The organism is Kitasatospora sp. GAS1066B, assembly GCF_041262605.1.
In the GTDB taxonomy this organism is placed as follows: Bacteria; Actinomycetota; Actinomycetes; order Streptomycetales; family Streptomycetaceae; genus Kitasatospora.
Genome location: NZ_JBGCCO010000009.1, coordinates 1 through 19645, shown reverse-complemented (window position 1 = coordinate 19645; position 19645 = coordinate 1). Strand labels below are relative to the sequence as shown.

Sequence of the window (19645 nt, the reverse complement as noted above, 5' to 3'; positions counted from 1 at the left end):
CTGTTGACAGCGGACCACCACAGGGCCCACCGTGCTCGCCGTAGCTTTCTCCACTGGCGGTTAGGGAAGATCTCTCATGGATGACCTGGTCGGGCAGTACTTCGAGGCCGCTGTGAACCACCTCCAGCGGGTCCGCGCCGAGGAGGGCGAGGCGATCGGCCGGGCCGCCGAACTGCTCGCCGACGCGGTCACCGAGGGCCGGCGGATCTTCGCCTTCGGCGCCGGGCACTCCTCGCTGGCCGCCCAGGACGTGGTCTACCGGGCCGGCGGCCTGGTCCCCTTCAACCTGCTGAACGTGCCGGGGATGGCCGGGGTCACCGTGCTGCCGGCGCCGCTGGGCAGCGCGCTGGAGCGGGTCTCCGGGCTGGCCACCACGACCCTGGACCTGACCCCCGCCACCATCGGCGACCTGCTCTTCGTCATCTCGCTCTCCGGCCGCCAGGTGATGCCGGTGGAGCTGGCCGCGCACGCCCGGGCCCGCGGCCTGCGCGTGGTCGGGGTGACCTCGCTGGCCTATCCGGGCCAGGTCACCGCCAAGCACCCGTCCGGGACCTTCCTGAAGGACCACTGCGACGTGGTCCTGGACAGCAAGATCGCGGTGGGTGACGGCGAGCTGACCCACCCGGGCGCCGACACCGCCTTCGGCCCGGTCTCCACCATCGTGACCAGCGCGCTGATGCAGGCCGTGGTGGTCGGCGCGGTGGGCCTGCTGGCCGAGCGCGCGGTGAACGGTGAGGGCGGCACGCCGCCGCTGTTCCGCTCCGGCAACGTGGACGGCGGCACCGACTGGAACGCCAAGCTGATGGCCGAGCAGGCCGACCGGATCTTCTACAACTTCTGACCGGACTTCCGGCCGGCCCGTCCCGCCGGGCCAGAACGGCGCGTACCAGACCTGTGCGCGACGTGCGGCACCGCTCATACTGGCCCGGGCGAAGGCGTACCCGGGCTCCGCCGTGGGCAGTACGTCAGCGTCCAGCGGGACACCACGCACGTACGGGGGGCGGACTCGATGGCAGCCGGTGCGGGATCCACGGGCCCGGTCCGCGAGGCCGACCTGATGCCGGAGCTGTTCCGGCTCGCCGACTCCGCCTCGCTGCGCCACCAGCAGCGCTCGGTCCAGCTGGTCCGCTGGGAACTGCTGCTGCTCACGGCCGCCGCCGCGGTCGGCTCGGTCGGCGCCCGCCCGTTCGCCTGGGCGGCGGCGCTGGCCTACCTGGGCACCGCCGGCCTGGCGGCCGGGGTCAGCCGGCGCAATCCGCAGGGCCGCTGGTACGACGGCCGGGCGGCCGCCGAGTCGGTCAAGACGCTGGCCTGGAAGTACGCGGTCCGGGCCGACGCCTATCAGCCACCGCCGACCACGCTGCCGGACGCCGAGGGCCTCTACCACCTGCAGCTGCGCGGCATCCTGCGCGGCTTCCGGCACAGCGCGGTGCTGCCGGGCGACGCCGAGCGGCGTGCGGAGGTGACGGTGGCGATGCGCAGCCTGCGCGAACAGCCGCTGGCCGTGCGCCGCGAGGTCTACCTGCGCGAGCGGGTACAGGCCCAGCACCGCTGGTACCGGGCCAAGGCCGCCTACTGCGACCGGGCCGGACGGCTGACCGAACAGCTCGGCATCGCGCTGCCGGCCATGGGCCTGCTGCTGGCGGTGCTGCGCGCCACCGGCTGGTCCCACTACGACGCACCGGGCGCCGTCTCGGCGGTGGCCGTCTCGGTGATCGCCTGGGCCCAGCTGCGCCAGTACCGGCCGCTGGCCGCCGCCTACCGGCTGGCGGCCGACGAACTGCGGATCATCCAGGACCAGTTGACCCAGCTGGACCCGGCCGCCGAGGACTCGGAGGAGCTCTGGGCCAGACTCGCGCGGGACGCCGAGGACGCCGTCTCCCGCGAACACACCACCTGGCAGGCCCGCCGCGAGGTCCGCGGCCCGAGCCTGTGAGGCCCGTCCCCGTCCCCTGAACACTGGAGGTCCCCGGCGTGCAGCCCCGACTGGTGAAGACCGCCGACCACCGCAGGCTGGCGGTGCAGACCTTCGGTGATCCCGAAGGCCGCCCGGTCTTCCTGATGCACGGCACACCCGGCAGCCGACTCGGGCCGATTCCGCGCAGCACCGTGCTCTACAACCTCGGCGTGCACCTGATCTCCTTCGACCGCCCCGGCTACGGCGGCTCGGACCGCCTGATCGGCCGTCAGGTCGCTGCGGCGGCAGTGGACGTGCAGACCATCGCCGACGAGCTGGGACTGGACCGGTTCGCCGTGGTCGGCCGCTCCGGCGGCGGCCCGCACGCGCTGGCCTGCGGCGCGCTGCTGGCGGAGCGGGTGCACCGGGTGGCCGCGCTGGTCAGCCTGGCCCCCTGGAACGCCGAGGGCCTGGACTGGTACGGCGGGATGGCGCCCTCCAACGACCGCGACTACCGGGCCGCCGAGCGCGACCACCAGCGGATCGCCGCCACCATGGCGCAGCGGGCCCGCCGGATCCGGGACGACCCGAACACCCTGCTGGCCGGCCTGCGCAGCGAACTGTCCGGCACCGACCGGGCGGTGGTCTCGGACGCCGGGATCCGCCGGCTGCTGCTGAGCAACTACCGGGAGGCGTTCCGGCAGAACGCCGACGGCTGGATCGACGACGTGCGCGCCTTCACCACCGACTGGGGGTTCAAGGCACAGGACGTCACGGCGCCGACCTGGCTCTGGCACGGCGCCGACGACATGTTCTCCCCGGTCGACCACTCCCGCTGGCTGGCCGCGCACATCCCGGACGCCACGTTCTTCCTGGAGCCGGGCGCGGCCCACCTGGGCTCGCTGCGGGTGATGACCGCCGCCCTGAAGTGGGCGGCGGCCGACGCGACCGCCTGACCGTCAGACCGGCTGGGGCTCCAGGTCGCGGTTGATCCGCTTCCACCCCCTGGCCGAGACGGTGTTGGGGTGCTCCTCCCCCAGCTGCCGGATGAATTCGGCCACCGCGCGCGAGCGCAGTTCGGCGGCCTGGTTCACCTTGCCCTGGGCCCGCAGCGTGACCGCGAGGTTGGCCTGACAGGCCACCGCGTCCGGGTGGCGCGGCTCGTAGCGGTCGCACAGCGACCGGTAGGCGGTCTGCTCCAGCGCCTCGGCCTCGACCAGCCGGCCCGAGTCGCCGTAGACGTTGGCCAGGTTGATCATCGCGTTCAGGGTGTACGGGTGCTCGGGGCCCAGCACCCGGCTGAGCGTCTCCACGGTGACCGCGCCCAGCTCCGCGGCCTCCTCCAGACCGCCGCTGCCGCGCAGGTAGATCACCAGGTTGTTGGCGCAGGCCAGGGTGAACGGGTGCTCGGGGCCGAAGAGCTGCTGATGGCCGACGAAGACCTGGCGGGCCAGGTCGCGGGCCGCGTCCTTGTCGCCGCCGGCGCTGTAGTCGGCGGCCAGGTTGAGCGCGCAGGCCAGCGTGTCGGGCGCGTTCTCGCCGTACCGCTCCAGGTAGCGCTCGTAGGTCTCCTTGGTGAGCCGGCGGGCCTCGGCCTGCCGGCCCGCCTTGCGCAGCGAGACCGCCAGCGACTTGGCGTTGCGCAGGATCTCCGGGACGTCGATGTCCAGCACCTCGGCGTAGGCCTCGACGACCTCCTGGTGGACCGTCACGGACCCTTGGTAGTCGCCCTGTTCCCGCAGGTCGCGGGCGAGCATGGACTTGCTGGAGAGGGTGTAGGGGTGCTTGGGGCCGAGCACCAGGGTGCGCCGGTCCAGCGTGTCCTGGTCCAGTTCCTGGGCCGCCTTGCTGTCGCCGACCAGGCGCAGGTCGATGGCCAGGTTGTTGGCGATCGACAGGGTGCGCGGGTTGTCCTCGCCGAACTGCTCGCGGAACCGGTCCAGGGTCTGCCGGTCCAGTTCGAGCGCCTCGGCGAACTCGCCCAGCGCCCGGTGGTCGGCGCTCAGCGAGCCGGCCGTCATCAGGGTGTACGGGTGGTGCTCGCCGAGCACCTGGCGCTGGCTGCGCAGGGTGGCCTCGTCCAGCGCCATGGCCTCCGCGTACTGGCCCTGCGAGCGCATCACGTTGGCCAGCTGGAAGCGCAGCAGCAGGGTCTGCCGGTCGTCCTGGCCGAGCTTGGCGGTCCAGGCGTCGTCCAGCAGGTGGCCCATCCGGCGGGCCTGGGCGAACTCGCCGCGCTTCCACAGGTAGCGGACCCGGTCGATCATCAGCTGCCGGGTGTCGGACTCGTCGCAGTCGTGCGCCCGGGACGGCGACAGGTGTGGCCAGATCTCCTCGAAGGCCGGCCAGTTCGCCGGGTCGTCGGTGTCGCCGACGACCGGGCGGGCGCCGATCAGGATCCGGTGCACCTCGTGCACGGTGTCGGTCTGCTCCTCCAGGGTCATCTCCGAGCGGATCACCTCCTGGACCAGCCGGTGCACCTGGATGCTGTTGGCCCCCGCGTCCACCTTGGCCAGCGCGTACCGGCCGATCGCCTGGATCACCCGCCCGAGCAGGAACTTGTCGCTCAGCCCCGGGTCGAAGGGGACCAGCGCGCGGATCATCTGGTCGCTGTAGAAGAGGTTCATCGAGATCGGCTCGGGCGCGAAGTAGGCGCACAGCTGCAGCATCCGGGCGGCGGCCGGTGACTGCTCGCGCAGCCGGGCGATGGAGACCCGCCAGGTGGCGCCGACCGTCATCGGGTAGTCCACCGGGCGACCGAGCTCCAGCACCCGGGCCGCCTCGGTGCGCAGCGCCTGGATGTACTCGGCGACCGGCGTGCCGGTGGCCTTCAGCCAGGCGCCGGCCACCTCGACGGCCAGCGGCAGGTCGCCGACCGCCTCGGCCACCGCGTCCGCGTCCGCCCGGTTGAGCGCGCCGGCGGTGCGCCGGGTCAGGTGGTCGATGCTCTCGCCGCGGGTGAAGACGTCCATGGTCAGCGCCTCGGCGTGGGTGGCCCAGGCCTGGTTGCGCGAGGTGACCAGGATGTGGCCGTTGCCGCCGGGGAAGTACCGGCGGATCTCGCCCGGCTCGTCCGCGTTGTCGAAGATCAGCAGCCAGCGCTTGACCCGCTCACCGCGGCGCAGCGCCTCCAGCGCGATCTCGGTGGCGAGCGCCACCGGCTCGTTGGTGGCCCGGCCCATCTTGCGCGCGAGCTCGGCCAGCTGGCCCTGGATCTCGTCCTCCTGCTCGGCCGAGACCCACCAGACCAGGTCGTAGTCGGCCATGAACCGGTGCGCGTACTCCAGCGCCACCTGTGTCTTGCCCACGCCGCCGAGCCCGTAGAGGGTCTGCGGCACCGGCAGCACCGCCGTCGCCCCGCCGCCGAGCTGGTTGCGCAGCCGCTCCAGCACCTCGGCGCGCCCGGTGAAGTAGCTGTTGCGCGGCGGCACGTTCCAGATCTCCGGCTGGGTGCCGGGGAACCGGGGCCCGCTCGCGGTGTCCACGGCCGGCGCCTCCTCCCGGCCCAGCGCCTTGATCAGCGCCACCAGCGCCTGCGGCTCCTTGAGGTTGACCAGGTCCACCGGGTTGCGGCTGCTGAACGGGGCGGCCAGCGGGGTGGCGCCGACCCGGACCGGGATCAGCTGGCGCCGGGTGCCGGACGGGTCCGAGCCGACCACCGACTCCCAGAGCGCGCGGGCCTGCGGGGCGCGCAGGTAGGCCGGGGAGAGCACCGCGACCGTGCGGTAGGCCGCGTCCACCGAGCGCTCGGTCTCGGCCCGCGCGTCCGCCCCGGCGCCCACGTCCCTGGGCAACACCCGGAAGCCGGCCGCGGTCAGCACGTACTCGATCCAGTCGGCCCACATCCGGTCCTCGGGCACGTAGCTGAGGTAGATGTCGGCCGGCACGGTGGGACGGCGGCGGGTGAAGGCCTCGATGTAGCGCAGCCGCACCTCCTCGTCCATCGGCGGCAGCGCGTTCACCCGGCCCTCGGTGATCGTGTCGGCGAGCCGCTCGCAGGCCGACAGCATGCTGGTCGGGGTCCCCACCTGGTCGCCGAAGGTGGCCAGGATCTCCTCGTAGGCGTAGAACGGCCGGTACGGGATCTCCACCGAGCCCCAGTAGTGGACCAGTTGCTCGCCGGACAGGCCCGAGGGCAGCCCGTCGAAGCGGATCCGGGCCAGCGCCCGCCCGGCGTCCGCCTTGTCCTTCTCGAAGTCGTCGATCCGCATCGGGACCGGCAGGATCCGGATCCCGCGGTCCCGGTAGCGGTCCGCGATGTGCTGGGCGATCCGGGAGGCGCCGTCGATGCTCTGGTCGCTCAGGGTGAAGCAGACCACCAGGTCGTCGGGCATCTGCACGGTGCAGATCTCGGCGGTGTCGGAGAGCCCGGTGCGGCTGTCGATCAGCACGTAGTCGTAGCGCTTGCGCATGTCCGCGCGCAGCGCGTCGAAGAACTGCCCGCCGTCGAAGCGCTCGTAGAACAGGTCCCAGTCCAGGCTGCCGAGGGTGCCGGAGTAGTCCCGGTCCTGCCGCCCCGCCGCCAGGAAGTCGATGCTGCCGCCGGCCGGGAAGCCGCCCCAGGAGAGCGGCACCGCGTGCCCGGCCACCTTGGCGAAGTCCAGGTGCCAGCCGGGGTGGTGGCCGATCTCGCGCAGCTCCCGCTGGTAGCGCTCGGGCTCGAGGAGCGCGTCGGCGTGCAGCTCGGTCTCCCGCAGCGCCTCCTCGCGGTAGTCGTTGATCAGCGTCATCACGCCCGGCGCGTCGGCGAGTTCGGCCGCGTCCAGGAACGGGTGGAAGAACTTGGCCAGCCCGGGGGCCTCCAGGTCCCAGTCCACGGTGAGCACCCGGAAGCCGTTGGCGGCCAGGATCCAGGCGGTGTTGGCCAGCGCCATGGTGCGCCCGGTGCCGCCCTTGTAGGAGTAGAACGTGATGATCCGCCCCTGGCGGTCCTCCTCGATGCCGGGGCGGCCCGCGGCGGGTCCGGGGGTGGTCAGCGGCGAGGCCGAACCGCGCCCACCCAGCCGGAGGTTGCGAGTCCGGTCAGACGTCATGATCTCCTCCTTCGTTCTGGTCGTCCTCGGTGGTGCGCGGTTCGAAATAGGCGGTGCGCGGGTCGGGCTCGTGATGGCGGCCGGTGGGCGGCCGCGGGTCCTCGAAGGCGCCGGCCAGCCGCGGCCGGCTCTCGCCGGTGCCGGGTGGCCTGGGCAGCGCCCGTTCCTTGAAGGCCTTCTGCGCGCGGACCGCGGCGTGCTGGAAGGCCAGGCCGAAGTCCGGTGCGGTGGGCACCCCTTCGGGATCGCCGGCATCGCCGGCGGTGGGACGGAAGGACGGCCGGGCGCTGACGGCCCGGCCGAGCACCTGGTTGGTCAGCGTGATCAGTTCGGCGGAGCGCGCCACGCACTGCGGGTCGTCCCGGTTCCACGGCTCCACCACGGCCACCCAGGCCGGGTTGCGCCGGGCGAACTCCCGGACCAGCTCCCGCCGTCGCGGATCCTGCAGCACCCAGCGGTCCAGCAGCACCACGCCCGGGCCCTGCGGCCGCTCCAGCTCCATCAGCCGACCGGCCGCCAGGTCGAACTCGTGCACCGTCGGGTTGAGGTCGCACTGCCGGGCCAGCTGCATCGCCTTCTCGGCCAGCGCCGTCTCGGCGCCGCGCAGATAGGGGTTCCAGTCGGTGCGCCCGGCGCCGTAGTAGCCGCGATCGCGGTGCGCGGGCACCTCGGAGTCCCTGAACGCCAGCACCGCGATGGTGAGTTCGTCGGCGGCCGAACGCCCCGGGAAGGCCGAGGGGTTGGTGGTGAAGTCGACCGGTTCGACCACCGGGACCACGGTCTCCAGCGCCACCTCGACGATCCGCCGGGCGAGCTTGTACACCACCTTCTCGTACAGCCCCTGGTGGTGGCGCTGGGCCATCAGCGCGTACAGCCCGTCCTCGGCGTAGGCGCGCGGAAAGCTGGGATGGTTGTACTGCACGGCGTGCGCCACCGGCGGCAGCGCGCCGTCCTGCATGCCCACCCAGAGCACCGGCACGATCGCGCTGTTCTGCTCCGCTCCGCCGGGCGCGTTGGCCGTGCGCTGGGCGAAGGTGTACCACTCCTGGCCGCACGGCGTGCTGCGGAACAGCCGCGGATGGTAGAGCGGCACGAAGACCCGGCAGGTGGCCAGCGCTTCGGAGATCTTGGCGGCCCAGTTGTCGCCCTGGTGCATGGTCTCGTCCATGAAGCCCACCGGATCGGCGGTGGGCAGCGGGGTCAGCTGCAGCACGGCCTCGCAGAGGTCCTCGTAGAACTGGCTGACCCGGGCGTTGGGATTGCGCGTGCCGACCGGCGGCATGTGCGCGTAGCTGAGGAAGAAGTGTGGCTTCGCCGAGGCCTTCCGCCCGCCTTCAGCGTCGTTCACGCAGCCTCCCCCGCGCCGACCGCCAGTTCCCCGCAGGGACCTCCAGTGTAGGAAGACCGGCCTCCCCGGGGAATACCGCGATCGCCCCACCCCCTGATCATGCGTCAGGGCGCGGTCAACTGTCAGGCCTTTGCGCCGATCTCCCCACCGGTTCCAGCCGCCTCACGGCCGGTCAGCTCGTCCAGCAACCACTCGCGGGCCTCGTCCACCGCGGGCCGCACCGGCATCAGCAGGGCCGCGGTGCCACCCACCGGCCCCGTCCTGGCCCGATCCAACCGGCGCCGGATCCGGGCCAGCATCCGGGGAAAGTGCCGGTCGTCCAGGTCCACCCCCTCGAACCGCTCCCAGCGCGCCGTGCCGTCCGGCCCCTTGACCATGCACCCGTACCGCTTGCGCGGCGGGCTGGGCACCCGGTACTCGGCCAGGTGGAAGGCGGTGCAGGAGGTCAGCGGCGCGCCGAGCATCAGCACCCACGCGCCGGTCCGGTAGAGCTGCCCGACCGGGGACTCCTCGCCGAGGTGGCAGTCGTACGGGTGCTCGGCGACCAGGTGCCCGGCCAGCGGGCCGAGCGCGGCGAACGAGGTCTGCGGGTGCGCGCTGCGCAGCGCGCGGCCGGCGGCGCGTAGCTCCTCGGAGAGCCGGCCCACGGTCGGCGAGCACGGGGTGGTCAGCCGGTCGAACGGAGGCATCGCGGCCAGGTAGGCGGCCCGCTGGACGGGCGAGAGGCCGGCGGTGGCCTCGACGTGCAGTCGCGAGGTCACCGAGTTCTCCGGCGTCGCGGTGTAGGCCACCAGCGTGCCCTCGGGCCCGAGCGCGGCGCGCAGCGCGGCCAGCACCCCCGCCGAACCCCCCGCCACCGGGCCGAGCGAGCGCAGCGCGGCGTGCACCAGCAGCACGCCGGTGTCGGGGCCGACGCCCAGGCCGCGGAGCTGGGCGGTCAGCTGGTCGACCGTCAGCACCTCAGGTACTCGCCACCGGAGCGGTGGTCCACGCCCCCTGCCGGGCGGGGGCCGCCACCTCGGTCTCGGCCTCGGCCTCGGCCTCGCTCTCGGCCTCGAGCGGCGCGGCCGGCCAGGGCGCCACGGTGGCCCGCATGCCGGCCGCGAACCGCTCGCCGAGCGCGGTCAGCGAGCCCGAGTCGAGCAGCGTGTCGATCGCCCGGTCGGTGTGCCCGCGCCAGAGCGCCAGCTGGCCGCGCGCGAACTCGGCCGCCTCGCCGCCCACCCCGTCGTAGGCGGCCACCCGGGTACCCCAGAAGTCGGTCACCGCCAGGTGCGCGTACGTCCCCTGCAACAGGCCCTCCAGCGGGCGCGGGTCCGCGCGCCACGGGGCGTGGTAGCGGCGCTGGTCCGCCGGGTCGTACAGGTCGTGGAAGTCCAGTACCGCGCCCAGCTTGACGTGCTGGAACTCGTGCGCGATCAGCAGCGCCAGGATCGGCGCGGTGGCGGGCCGGGCGATCCCGACCGCGCCGAAGGCCTGCCGGGCCGCCGCGCTGACCTGCTGCCCGGCCGGCCCGGGGCGCAGCGGGGTGATGGTGGTCAGCCCGGCGGCGATCCCGACCGCGTACCCCGGCAGATCACGCAGCGTCAGTTCCCAGGCCTCGCGCAGCGCGCCGGTCCAGCCGGCCAGCGCCTCCTCGGTGAGCCGCTGCTCGACCGGCCACTGGTGGCTGTCCCGCTGCGGATCGGTGTCCTCCAGGGCCACCGACCAGCCGCCCGCGAGGCTCAACCGGCGCACCGGCAGCCAGCGCTCGCCGCCCGGCTGGTCGAACCCGATCAGTTGCTCGGCGCCGCCCGGCGCGCGCACCGCGAAACCGTCCGCACCGGCGCGCACCACCGCCTGCCCCGCGCCGCCGACCAGCACCCGGCCGAGCGTGGGCAACTGCACCGCGCCGCCGCGCACCGGCACCGGCACCGGCAGTTCAGCGGCGTACCCGGCCCGGATCAGCGCGGCGGCGGCGATCTCCGCCAGCCCGCCGAGGTCGGCCCGCGGACCGTCCTGCTCGGTCCGCAGGCAGCGCACCGCCCAGGCCCGGACGTACGGGTGGGCGAGTACCGCGTCCACCGCGTGCGGCGCCTGGTCGTCCAGCTCGGTGAGCAGCTGCCAGGCTTCCCCGGCCGCCGGTCCGACGGCCGCCAGCAGCCGGCGGGTCAGGTCCAACTGCCCGGCGGCGAGCGTGGCCAGGGTGGCGGCGTCCCCGTGGCCGCGGGCCAGCTGGTCGAGTTGACCATCCGTCAGTCGCGCCGGGACGGGCGCGGGCGCCGCAGCGGGGACCGCGGTGGCGATCCGGTCCCGGATGGTGGTGATCAGCCGCATGAGGTCTCCGCAGAAGACGGACGGGTTGTCGAAGCCGGCGCCGGTGCGCCACCGGTGCGCGTACAGCCCGCCGCCGCAGCTGCGGACCACCGGGCAGGCCCGGCACGCCTCGCTCAGCCCGGCCAGACCGGACTGACGAGCCATCATCCCCGGATGGCGGGCGACCTCGTCCAGCGTGTTCGCGAAAATGTCGAAACCGGTCGCCGGTGCGCCGTCATAGGCCGTCTTGAGGCTGTCGGCCTGCTCGAAAGTGCCATCGGTCTCGATCACCACCAGATCCGCCGGGTCCAGACCGAGCGACTCGGTGAGGCTGGAACCGCCGCGCAGGGTCCGGTGGATCGACTCGAAGGTGCGCACCGGCACCGGGCGGCCCAGCTGGAGCCAACGCTGATGGATGGTCAGCAGCCAGTCGGCGTAGGGGTGCTCGCCCAGCGTGGCGGGACGGTTCGGCGGCACGTCCCACGTCGCGTGCGGAAGCAGGAAGTCGATCCGGGGCGGCGCCAGTTCGAGCAGCGCGTCCAGCACCTCGAGCGGGTCGTTCGCCACGTCGATGGTGCAGAGCAGCCCGGCGTACAGCTGCCGGAACTCCGGTGTGCGCAGCAGCTCGACGGCCGCCAGCACCTGCGGATGGCTGCTGCGCCCGTCGGCGAACCGCCGGTGCCGGTCGTTGGCGGCCCGGTCGCCGTCCAGCGAGATGCCCACCTTGATCCCGAGCTCCGCGAACAACTCGCAGAAGGCCCGGTCCAGTCGCACCCCGTTGGTGTGGATCCGCAGGTCGAGCAGGCAGTCGGCGGGCAGCGCGGCCCGCAGGCTCTCGGCCGCCCGCCGCAGCAGCGCGGGGCCGGCCAGCAGCGGCTCCCCGCCGTGCAGCACCACGTGCACGGCGGGCAGCCGGTGGGCGAGCGCGTGCTCGCCGATCCGCCGCGCCGCCTGGTCGAGCACCCGCTCGCTGACGGCCCGGGGGCGGCCGCGCCAGCTGGTGTCCGCGTGTTCGTAGACGTAGCAGTGGTCGCAGGCCAGGTCACAGCGGCTGTGCACCTTGATCACGAACTGCGAGAAGGGCACCAGTGGCTGGGTCATGTCCGCCGCCCGCGGCTTGAGGAACGTCTTGAGGAGCGCGTGGAGTCCGCTGCTGTTCCGCTGCTAGATCGAGGAGTTGAAGGCGGCCACCGCGATCTGGCTCGAATCCGCCCCCGGCAGCGCCCGATAGAGGGCCGCGGTGAGCTCATCGACCCCCAGGGTGGCCAGTTCGTCCAGCGACACGCGGGCACCGGCCGGCAGGTCGGCGTGCTCGGCAAGGGCGGGAGCCAGAGTCGTCGTAGTCATGTCGCGTGGTCCTCTTCGGGGAGCCGCGGTTCAACTGCCGCGGGTGTGGGTAAAAAGTAGCCCCTTGTGGAGTCCATAGCAGGCCAATCGGCACAAGTGGCGTGCGTTGTCCGAGGTCGGGCCGCCGACTACACCGCCCCCGAGCTGCGACGACCTGCTGACTTGCCGTTCGGACTGGTCCGGGCGGCGGAGAAATACCACCCGGGCGGGCTACATCGTTTCGCGTATCGGGGTGCCGTCCGAGCGCAACCGCCGTCTACTCGTGCCTCACGGGCAGAGTCGCCGCACCGCCCACCCGTCCCCGTCCGCCGCGTACACCAGCCGGTCGTGCAGCCGGTTCGGCCGCCCCTGCCAGAACTCCACCGTCTCCGGGACCACTCGGAACCCGCCCCAGAACGGCGGCACCGGCACGCCCTCCCCCTCGGGGTAGCGGGAGGCGAGCTCGGCGTAGCGCCGCTCCAGCACCTCGCGGGAGGCGACCGGGCTGGACTGCTCGCTGGCCCAGGCGCCCAGCTGCGAGCCGTGCGGGCGGGTGCGGAAGTACGCGGCGGTCTCGTCCCGGCCGGTCCGCTCCACGCTGCCGCTGACGATCACCTGACGCTGGATCGGATGCCAGGGGAAGAGCAGCGCGGCGTGCGGATTGGCCGTCAGCTCGGTGCCCTTGCGCGAGCCGTAGTTGGTGAAGAAGACGAATCCGCGCTCGTCGAACCCCTTGAGCAGCACGGTCCGGGCGCTGGGGCGGCCCGCGGCGTCGGCGGTGGAGAGAACCATGGCGTTCGCCTCGGCGATCCCGGCCCGCTCGGCCTGCGCGAACCAGCGGCTGAACTGGGTCACCGGATCGGGAGCCAGCTCGTGCTCGGACAGACCCGCCTCGGCGTACTGGCGGCGCATCCGGGCGAGGTCGGGGGCGGAATGGTGGTGCGCGGCCTGGGCGCTTTCCGGAGTCTGCACGCCAACATCATCCCGTACGACAAGCAGCGGACCACGCTCCACCTATGGAATCTCGACATCAAGAGATATGGTGTCTCGCCAACGCTTCGCCCCCTACGGTCCGGACCGATGTCCGAAACGCGCCGGTTCGCACCGGAAGATCCCCGGTGTCCACCGTGTCGGATGTGAGGTCGAGCGGCCCTTTGGGCAACATCACCGCAGTGGTGTATGGCGCAATGCACCCAGTGCCTGCCACTCTGGCACCGAGTGCCAAACACCAAAACGGTCACTGGCCACGTCGCCCCACCCAGGCGGCCGGCCCGTCACGTCACTGAGGAGCCGCGTGATGTCCGATTTCGTACCCGGGCTTGAGGGAGTCATCGCTTTCGAGAGCGAGATCGCCGAGCCGGACCGCGAGGGCGGTGCGCTGCGCTACCGCGGCGTGGACATCGACGAGCTGGTCGGGCATGTCTCGTTCGGCAACGTCTGGGGTCTGCTGGTCGACGGCAAGTTCAACCCCGGCCTGCCGTCCGCCGAGCCCTTCCCGATCCCGGTGCACTCCGGCGACATCCGGGTCGACGTGCAGTCCGCGCTCGCCATGCTCGCCCCGGTCTGGGGCCTGAAGCCGCTGCTCGACATCTCCGCCGAGCAGGCCCGCGACGACCTCGCCCGCGCGGCGGTCATGGCGCTCTCCTACGTCGCGCAGTCCGCGCGCGGCCAGGGCCTGCCGATGGTCCCGCAGAGCGAGATCGACAAGGCCGAGACGGTCGTCGAGCGCTTCATGATCCGCTGGCGCGGCGAGCCGGACCCCAAGCACGTCAAGGCGATCGACGCCTACTGGACCTCGGCCGCCGAGCACGGCATGAACGCCTCCACCTTCACCGCCCGGGTCATCGCCTCCACCGGCGCCGACGTCGCCGCCGCGCTGTCCGGCGCGGTCGGCGCGATGTCCGGCCCGCTGCACGGCGGCGCCCCCTCGCGGGTGCTCGGCATGATCGAGGAGATCGAGCGCACCGGCGACGCCGCCAAGTGGGTCAAGAACGCCCTCGACAAGGGCGAGCGCCTGATGGGCTTCGGCCACCGCGTCTACCGCGCCGAGGACCCGCGCGCCCGCGTGCTGCGCCGCACCGCCAAGGAGCTCGGCGCGCCGCGCTTCGAGATCGCCGAGGCGCTGGAGAAGGCCGCCCTGGAGGAGCTGCACAACCGCCGCCCCGACCGGGTGCTGGCCACCAACGTGGAGTTCTGGGCCGCCATCATGCTGGACTTCGCCGAGGTCCCGGCGCACATGTTCACCTCGATGTTCACCTGCGCCCGCACCGCCGGCTGGTCGGCGCACATCCTGGAGCAGAAGCGCACCGGCCGCCTGGTCCGCCCCGCCGCCCGCTACATCGGCCCGGCCGCCCGCAGCCCGCGCGAGATCGAGGGCTACGACTCGATCGCGCGCTGACGCCTGAATCGCGCTGACGCCCGATCAGCTGCTCTTCGCCGTCCGGCCGCTGGAGATCACATCTCAGCGGCCGGACGGCGGGCGCTGGGCCCACGGCCCGACCAGTAGGCTGCGCGGGTGGCCCAGATTCAGATCCCCGCTGACCTCAAGCCCGCCGACGGCCGTTTCGGCTGCGGCCCGTCCAAGGTGCGCCCCGAGGCCCTCACCGCCCTCGCCGCCACCGGTACCTCACTGCTCGGCACCTCGCACCGTCAGGCTCCGGTCAAGAGCCTGGTGAAGCGCGTGCGCGAGGGCGTGAGCAGCCTCTTCTCGCTTCCCGAGGGATACGAGGTGGTGCTCGGCAACGGCGGCTCCACCGCCTTCTGGGACATCGCCGCCCTCGGGCTGGTGCGGCAGAAGTCGCAGCACCTGAGCTTCGGCGAGTTCTCCTCGAAGTTCGCCTCCTCGGTCAAGGCCGTGCCGTGGCTGGACGACCCGAGCGTGATCAAGACCGAGCCCGGCACCCACCCGCTGCCGGTCGCCGAGGCCGGCGTGGACGTCTACGCGCTGACCCACAACGAGACCTCCACCGGCGTCGCGATGCCGATCCGCCGCCCGGCGGGCACCGCGGGCGACGGCTCGCTGGTGCTGGTGGACGCCACCTCGGGCGCCGGCGGCCTGCCGGTGGACATCACCGAGACCGACGTCTACTACTTCGCGCCGCAGAAGTCCTTCGCCTCCGAGGGCGGGCTCTGGCTGGCCGCCTTCTCGCCGGCCGCGCTGGCGCGGGCCGCCGAGATCGCCGGCTCCGGCCGCTACGTCCCGCCGTTCTTCGACCTGCCGACCGCGATCGACAACTCCTCGAAGGACCAGACGTACAACACCCCGTCGATCTCCACCCTGTTCCTGCTGGCCGACCAGCTGGAGTGGCTGAACGGCAACGGCGGGCTCGACTGGGCTGTCGCCCGTACGGCTGAATCCTCGGCGCACCTCTACGGCTGGGCCGAGAAGTCCGCGTTCGCCACCCCGTTCGTCGCCGAGCCGGCGCAGCGCTCGCAGGTGGTCGGCACCATCGACTTCGACGACGCGATCGACGCCGCCGCCGTGGCCAAGGCGCTGCGGGCCAACGGCATCGTGGACACCGAGCCGTACCGCAAGCTCGGCCGCAACCAGCTGCGGGTCGCGATGTTCCCGGCGATCGACCCGGCCGACGTGCAGGCGCTGACGGCCTGCATCGACTACGTGGTCGAGCAGCTCTGACCCACTGACGACGGAAGGAAGGGCCGCTGCCGGCGAGGCAGCGGCCCTTCCGCCGTTTGCGGGCGCGCTACTTCTGCAGCAGCGCGCCGATCGCGACCGCCACCAGGATCAGCAGGAAGGCGCCGGAGACGATACGGGTTCGAGTCTTGGGGTCCACTGTTTGAGCGTACCCGGCCGGGATGAGCGCTTTCAGAGGTGGGAGCCCCCGGTGGCGTCCAGCAACTGGCCGGTCACCCAGCGGGCGTCGGCCGAGGCCACGAAGGCGACCACGTCGGCCACGTCGGCGGCGGTGCCGATCCGGTTGAAGGCCGAGGACGCCGCGGCCCCGACCCGGGCCGCGTCGTCGGCCAGCCAGTCGGCATTGATGTCGGTGTCGGTGACTCCCGGCGCCACCGTGTTGACCGTCACACCACGGGCGCCCAGCTGCTGGGCCAGCGTCTTGGTGAACACGTCCAGCGCGCCCTTGGTGGCCGAGTAGGCGATCAGGCCGGGCATGGCTATCCGAGTCACACCGGAGGAGATGTTGACGATCCGGCCACCGTCCCGCAGGCGGTCGAGGCCCTGCTGGATGATGAAGAACGGCGCCTTGACGTTGACCGCGAAGACCTGGTCGTAGTCGGCCTCGGCCACCTCCTCGATGGTCCCCCGGGCCGCGATCCCAGCGTTGTTGACCAGGATGTCGAGACCGGAGGCACCGCTGTGGGCGGCCAGCGCCGCGTCGAACGCGGCCCAGAGCGCCGCCGCGTCGCCCGGCACGCCCAGCTCGGCGCCGAGCGCGAACGCCTGCCCGCCGGCCGCCTCGATCTCGGCCACCGTCTGCTTGGCGGCCGCCTCGTTGCTCCCGTAGTGCACCCCCACCAGCGCGCCCTCGCGCGCCAGCCGCAGCGCGATCCCCTTGCCGATCCCCCGGCTGCCGCCGGTCACCAGGGCTGTCTTCCCCGCAAGCCTGCTCATCGCACCCCACCATTCTGTAGCAGTCGCTATGGAAAGGACCGTAGCACGGTTTCTGTAGCGGGCGATATAGAATTTGGGCATGCCGACTCCCCCGCCCCGTGGCCGCCCCCGGTCCTTCGACCGCGCGGCGGCCCTGGACGCCGCCACCATGCTGTTCTGGGAGCGGGGCTACGAGGCGACCTCGATCGCCGACCTGACCGAGGCGATGGGCATCCGGGCCCCCAGCCTCTACGCGGCCTTCGGCGACAAGCGCTCGCTCTTCGAGGAGGCGGTGGCCGGGTTCCGCCACACCCACGGCGCCTACGTGGCGCGCGCGCTGGCCGAGGAGCCGACGGTGCGGGCGGGGATCGCGCGACTGCTCCGGGACTCAGCAACGGAGTTCACCACGCCAGGCCGGCCGCACGGCTGCCTGGTGATCAGCGCTGGGGTCAACTGCGGCAGCCCGCAGGTGCGGGAGCAGCTGCGGGCGATCCGGGAGGGCAGCGTCGCGGACTTCGAACGCCTGATCGCGGCGGCGGTGGCCAGCGGCGAGGAGCCGCCCGAGACCGACCCGGGCACCCTGGCCCGGCTCACCGCCGCGGTGCTGCAGGGGATGTCGCAGCAGTCCAGGGACGGGGTCGGGCGGGCGGAGCTGGAGCTGCTCGCGGCGGCGGCGATGCGCGCGTGGCCGCCGCTCAGGAGCGAGTGAGCGGCCAGCGGTCCACGACGGTGTAGCGCGAGCCGCCGCTGGCGAAGTCGCTGCGCATCAACTGAAACTCCGTCACCGGCCACTCCACACCCTGGAACTCCTCCAACCGCTCGGCCGCCGTGCGCAGCGCGGCGCGCTCCTCGCGCCCGGGGTGGCCACCGCGCCCGGTGCGGGCGAGGGTGAGGTGGGGGTGGAAGTCGAGTTCGGCGTCCGGCGTTTCGGCGACCTCGGCCATCACCGTGAGCACCGCCCGGGCCAGCGAACGCAACGCCCACGTCTGCCCGGCCAGCCCGACCCAGAGGACGCGGTCACCGAAGTGCCCACCACCAGCGAGGCGGAGGCGGTGCGCTTGGTAGCCGAGCGCGGTCTGCGCGAGGGCCTCGCGGAGGGCCGGGAGTTGGTCGTCGGGCACCGAGCCGAGGAACGCGAGGGTGAGGTGCCAGCCCTCCTCAGCCGTCCAGCGCAGGCGCTCCGCGCCGGGGAGCGTGCGGAGGGGGGTGGTGGCGTCGGCGAGTTCGCGGACCGCTTCGGGGGAGGGGTGGACGGCGACGAAGAGTCTCATGAGCTAGAGCATGGCAAGCGAACCCGTCTTGACGCCCGCAAGGAACGCCGTGAAGGAGGCGACGGGGAAGACGAGGGCGGGGCCCTCGGGGTCCTTGGAGTCACGCACGGGGACGAGGCCTCGGGTAGCGGACTGTGGGGCCCATTCGACGCACGCGCCGCCACTCGCGCCCGAGTAGCTGCTCTTGATCCACGTAATGTTGGTCATCGGCCATTCCCTCCATGACACTTCGGATCAGCTCAGCAGATTCCCTCTGAGACAGGGCCTGCGCGCGCAGCCGATCATACTCATCGACGTACCGACTCACTTGGCGTGCGCTGTCGATGAAGTGTCCCTGATCAAGACTCTCCGAATAGACGCGCTTCTGACCACTCGTCTGTTCAAGAATGAGCATGCCACTCATAGACATTCGCGCAGCGTCGCCTTCCCGCAACGGGAGCACCTGGATGACAGCATCGGCCATCCGCATCATCTTCAGCAGATGGGCATGCTGCGCTCGCATCACAGCCGGACTCCCCACAACACGCCGGAGCACTGCCTCGTCGACCACGGCGACCAGGTGAGGTCTGCCAGATGCGAACCTTCGGCTCTGCCGAGCAAGCCTCTCTCTGACTTTCGCCTCGGTCTCCGCAGGGTTGTAGGAGACGAACAGTGCACGCATGTATTCCTCGGTCTGCAGCAGGCCGGGCATCCGCCCGGTGGCGAGTTCATACAACCGAACTGCTTGCCCCTCCAGCTTCCGATACTCCTCATAGGCGTCCCAGTTCGGATGCGGCCGTGACAAGTACGGCTCCACCAGCTTGAACGCCGCCACCAACAACCCACCCGCCCCCAGCGCCTCATCCAGCCTCCTGGCCCACGATTCGTCTGGCTGGACCTTGCCCAGCTCCAGGTGGCTGATCATCGTCTGATGGGTTGTCAGCAGGTCAGCCAGTTGCGCCTGCGTCAGCCCCTTCTCCTCCCGGAGCATCCGCAGCACCCTGCCCCAAGTCATCGGCCCCTCGTCCGACACCCCACCGTCAAGGACTTCCAGCTCCACGACCATGATCATCCCCTCAACAGTCTTGGCAGCTCTCTTACCCAACCGCTTGTGACGCCATGGTCACACCACGAGACTGAAGTGCGCAGGGAAAACGGCCAAAATCCTCCTCTTTGCCCTGCTCTGCCATGATCTGCCACCAGTCGCGGAGCCCATCTGCCATGACAAGCCATCCCCACCCCACCACTCCCCCTCCCCCGCCCTACATCGAGCGCGGCCTGCCCGAGTGCGAGTGCCCGGCCGACTGCGGCGGCCGCCCCGAACTCTTCCTCCGCCTCACCCCGCCCTACCCCACCGTCGACCCCTACAGCAGCACGCCCCCCGACCACCCCCACGAGCCCCGCAAGCGCGGCGAGTTGGTCTACGACTCGCTCAACCAGCGCCTCGGCATCGTCATGGACCGCACCCGCGACCTCGTCTACCTCCGCCCGGAGCGCGGCGGCCCCGAGTGGGAGGTCGACGCGAAGTGGCTGGTGCAGTCCCCATGACCCACCCCCGCCGCCAAGCGGCCGCCGCCCTGGCCGACTTCACCACCGCCCTCACCGACGCGGACCTCGACCTCCCCGAACCCGGCGACGGCTGGCTCATCACCCACGAGGGCTCCGTCCTGGTCCGCCTCCGCCCGTTCCACCTCACCGAACCCCACCAACTCGCCCGCGCCATCCGCTCCCTGGACGCCAACACGTGACCGTCCGCCTCCTCACCGTCCGCGCCGTCCTCCTCCACCCCGACGACTCCACCGTGCTGCTGCTCGACCTCACCGCCCACCCGTGCCGCCAACTCCCGGGCGGGCTAGCCGATCCGGACGCGCCCGGCCGCGCCGCGCGGCGGGGGCGGGGGCGGGGGGCCGGGCCCGGGGGCGCGGG

The 19645-nt window shown here is 72.4% G+C and carries 19 protein-coding genes; 9 read left to right on the top strand and 10 right to left on the bottom strand.

The annotated features are described in order from the left end of the window. Window positions 1-76 precede the first annotated feature (76 nt). From ABH937_RS11950 to ABH937_RS11940, 3 genes are all read left to right on the top strand, one after another. On the top strand, window positions 77-841 hold the full coding sequence (locus tag ABH937_RS11950; RefSeq protein WP_280689727.1) for an SIS domain-containing protein: 765 nt from the start codon (window positions 77-79) through the stop codon (window positions 839-841). Between the two features lie 168 nt (window positions 842-1009). Further along, window positions 1010-1936, top strand: coding sequence for a DUF4231 domain-containing protein (locus ABH937_RS11945; protein WP_370218180.1), 927 nt, complete (start codon window positions 1010-1012; stop codon window positions 1934-1936). Between the two features lie 38 nt (window positions 1937-1974). After that, window positions 1975-2853 carry an alpha/beta fold hydrolase gene (locus ABH937_RS11940; protein ID WP_280689729.1) on the top strand — a complete coding sequence of 293 codons (879 nt, stop codon included), beginning with the start codon at window positions 1975-1977 and terminating at the stop codon, window positions 2851-2853. A gap of 3 nt (window positions 2854-2856) precedes the next feature. On the opposite strand, the gene fxsT is transcribed toward ABH937_RS11940, so the two are convergent. The 6 genes from fxsT to pdxH form a co-directional block, all read right to left on the bottom strand. Further along, the gene (gene fxsT / locus ABH937_RS11935) at window positions 2857-6930 is read right to left on the bottom strand and encodes an FxSxx-COOH system tetratricopeptide repeat protein (RefSeq protein ID WP_370145485.1); all 4074 of its coding nucleotides are present in this window, start codon (window positions 6928-6930) and stop codon (window positions 2857-2859) included. Further along, the gene (locus ABH937_RS11930) at window positions 6920-8278 is read right to left on the bottom strand and encodes a TIR-like protein FxsC (protein ID WP_280689730.1); all 1359 of its coding nucleotides are present in this window, start codon (window positions 8276-8278) and stop codon (window positions 6920-6922) included. Before ABH937_RS11930 ends, fxsT begins: the two co-directional genes overlap by 11 nt. Before the next feature lie 122 nt (window positions 8279-8400). Then, window positions 8401-9237, bottom strand: a complete 837-nt coding sequence (locus tag ABH937_RS11925) for an AAC(3) family N-acetyltransferase (RefSeq protein WP_280689731.1) — start codon at window positions 9235-9237, stop codon at window positions 8401-8403. A 1-nt stretch (window position 9238) separates the two neighbouring features. Then, window positions 9239-11674: an FxsB family cyclophane-forming radical SAM/SPASM peptide maturase gene (locus ABH937_RS11920; protein ID WP_370218179.1), complete on the bottom strand. Its 2436-nt coding sequence runs from the start codon at window positions 11672-11674 to the stop codon at window positions 9239-9241. A gap of 63 nt (window positions 11675-11737) precedes the next feature. After that, on the bottom strand, window positions 11738-11920 hold the full coding sequence (locus ABH937_RS11915) for a hypothetical protein (RefSeq protein WP_280689733.1): 183 nt from the start codon (window positions 11918-11920) through the stop codon (window positions 11738-11740). A 267-nt stretch (window positions 11921-12187) separates the two neighbouring features. Beyond that, a complete protein-coding gene (gene pdxH, locus ABH937_RS11910; protein ID WP_370218263.1) occupies window positions 12188-12811 on the bottom strand; it encodes a pyridoxamine 5'-phosphate oxidase in 624 nt (207 codons plus the stop codon). 385 nt (window positions 12812-13196) lie between these two features. Here pdxH and ABH937_RS11905 point away from each other — a divergent pair, with 385 nt between their 5' ends. Next, window positions 13197-14297 (top strand): citrate synthase 2, encoded by a 1101-nt coding sequence (locus ABH937_RS11905; RefSeq protein WP_280689734.1) that lies wholly within the window; start codon window positions 13197-13199, stop codon window positions 14295-14297. Window positions 14298-14414: 117 nt separating this feature from the next. Continuing rightward, window positions 14415-15536: a phosphoserine transaminase gene (gene serC, locus ABH937_RS11900; protein ID WP_280689735.1), complete on the top strand. Its 1122-nt coding sequence runs from the start codon at window positions 14415-14417 to the stop codon at window positions 15534-15536. A gap of 189 nt (window positions 15537-15725) precedes the next feature. Here serC and ABH937_RS11895 read toward each other — a convergent pair whose 3' ends face one another. Continuing rightward, entirely contained in the window at window positions 15726-16490 is a 765-nt protein-coding gene (locus ABH937_RS11895; RefSeq protein ID WP_280689736.1) for an SDR family NAD(P)-dependent oxidoreductase, read from the bottom strand. A gap of 79 nt (window positions 16491-16569) precedes the next feature. Between ABH937_RS11895 and ABH937_RS11890 the strand changes: the two genes are divergently transcribed. After that, window positions 16570-17178 (top strand): TetR/AcrR family transcriptional regulator, encoded by a 609-nt coding sequence (locus ABH937_RS11890; RefSeq protein ID WP_280689737.1) that lies wholly within the window; start codon window positions 16570-16572, stop codon window positions 17176-17178. Here the strand turns inward: ABH937_RS11890 and thpR are convergent. The 3 genes from thpR to ABH937_RS11875 are packed head-to-tail and all read right to left on the bottom strand — an operon-like array spanning window position 17165 to window position 18791. Then, window positions 17165-17740, bottom strand: a complete 576-nt coding sequence (gene thpR / locus ABH937_RS11885) for an RNA 2',3'-cyclic phosphodiesterase (protein WP_370218178.1) — start codon at window positions 17738-17740, stop codon at window positions 17165-17167. The two genes, ABH937_RS11890 and thpR, sit on opposite strands and share 14 nt — an antisense overlap. Window positions 17741-17743: 3 nt before the next feature. Then, the gene (locus ABH937_RS11880; protein ID WP_370218262.1) at window positions 17744-17929 is read right to left on the bottom strand and encodes a DUF397 domain-containing protein; all 186 of its coding nucleotides are present in this window, start codon (window positions 17927-17929) and stop codon (window positions 17744-17746) included. Further along, window positions 17841-18791 (bottom strand): helix-turn-helix transcriptional regulator, encoded by a 951-nt coding sequence (locus ABH937_RS11875; RefSeq protein WP_280689739.1) that lies wholly within the window; start codon window positions 18789-18791, stop codon window positions 17841-17843. Before ABH937_RS11875 ends, ABH937_RS11880 begins: the two co-directional genes overlap by 89 nt. Window positions 18792-18940: 149 nt before the next feature. Here ABH937_RS11875 and ABH937_RS11870 point away from each other — a divergent pair, with 149 nt between their 5' ends. The 3 genes from ABH937_RS11870 to ABH937_RS11860 form a co-directional block, all read left to right on the top strand. After that, window positions 18941-19267 carry a hypothetical protein gene (locus tag ABH937_RS11870; RefSeq protein WP_370218177.1) on the top strand — a complete coding sequence of 109 codons (327 nt, stop codon included), beginning with the start codon at window positions 18941-18943 and terminating at the stop codon, window positions 19265-19267. Beyond that, a complete protein-coding gene (locus ABH937_RS11865; RefSeq protein ID WP_370218176.1) occupies window positions 19264-19467 on the top strand; it encodes a hypothetical protein in 204 nt (67 codons plus the stop codon). The genes ABH937_RS11870 and ABH937_RS11865 overlap by 4 nt, the downstream gene beginning before the upstream one ends. After that, a partial coding sequence (locus ABH937_RS11860) for a hypothetical protein (RefSeq protein ID WP_370218175.1) occupies window positions 19464-19645 on the top strand: 182 nt, incomplete at its 3' end. The genes ABH937_RS11865 and ABH937_RS11860, both read left to right, overlap by 4 nt.

Coding starts and splice junctions, on each gene's coding strand:
- pdxH (WP_370218263.1), bottom strand. CDS start 12,811: ATGCGCCGCCAGTACGCCGAGGCGGGTCTGTCCGAGCACGAGCTGGCT.
- ABH937_RS11865 (WP_370218176.1), top strand. CDS start 19,264: ATGACCCACCCCCGCCGCCAAGCGGCCGCCGCCCTGGCCGACTTCACC.
- thpR (WP_370218178.1), bottom strand. CDS start 17,740: ATGAGACTCTTCGTCGCCGTCCACCCCTCCCCCGAAGCGGTCCGCGAA.
- ABH937_RS11905 (WP_280689734.1), top strand. CDS start 13,197: ATGTCCGATTTCGTACCCGGGCTTGAGGGAGTCATCGCTTTCGAGAGC.
- ABH937_RS11915 (WP_280689733.1), bottom strand. CDS start 11,920: ATGACTACGACGACTCTGGCTCCCGCCCTTGCCGAGCACGCCGACCTG.
- ABH937_RS11950 (WP_280689727.1), top strand. CDS start 77: ATGGATGACCTGGTCGGGCAGTACTTCGAGGCCGCTGTGAACCACCTC.
- ABH937_RS11945 (WP_370218180.1), top strand. CDS start 1,010: ATGGCAGCCGGTGCGGGATCCACGGGCCCGGTCCGCGAGGCCGACCTG.
- ABH937_RS11890 (WP_280689737.1), top strand. CDS start 16,570: ATGCCGACTCCCCCGCCCCGTGGCCGCCCCCGGTCCTTCGACCGCGCG.
- ABH937_RS11920 (WP_370218179.1), bottom strand. CDS start 11,674: ATGACCCAGCCACTGGTGCCCTTCTCGCAGTTCGTGATCAAGGTGCAC.
- ABH937_RS11870 (WP_370218177.1), top strand. CDS start 18,941: ATGACAAGCCATCCCCACCCCACCACTCCCCCTCCCCCGCCCTACATC.
- ABH937_RS11875 (WP_280689739.1), bottom strand. CDS start 18,791: ATGATCATGGTCGTGGAGCTGGAAGTCCTTGACGGTGGGGTGTCGGAC.
- ABH937_RS11895 (WP_280689736.1), bottom strand. CDS start 16,490: ATGAGCAGGCTTGCGGGGAAGACAGCCCTGGTGACCGGCGGCAGCCGG.
- fxsT (WP_370145485.1), bottom strand. CDS start 6,930: ATGACGTCTGACCGGACTCGCAACCTCCGGCTGGGTGGGCGCGGTTCG.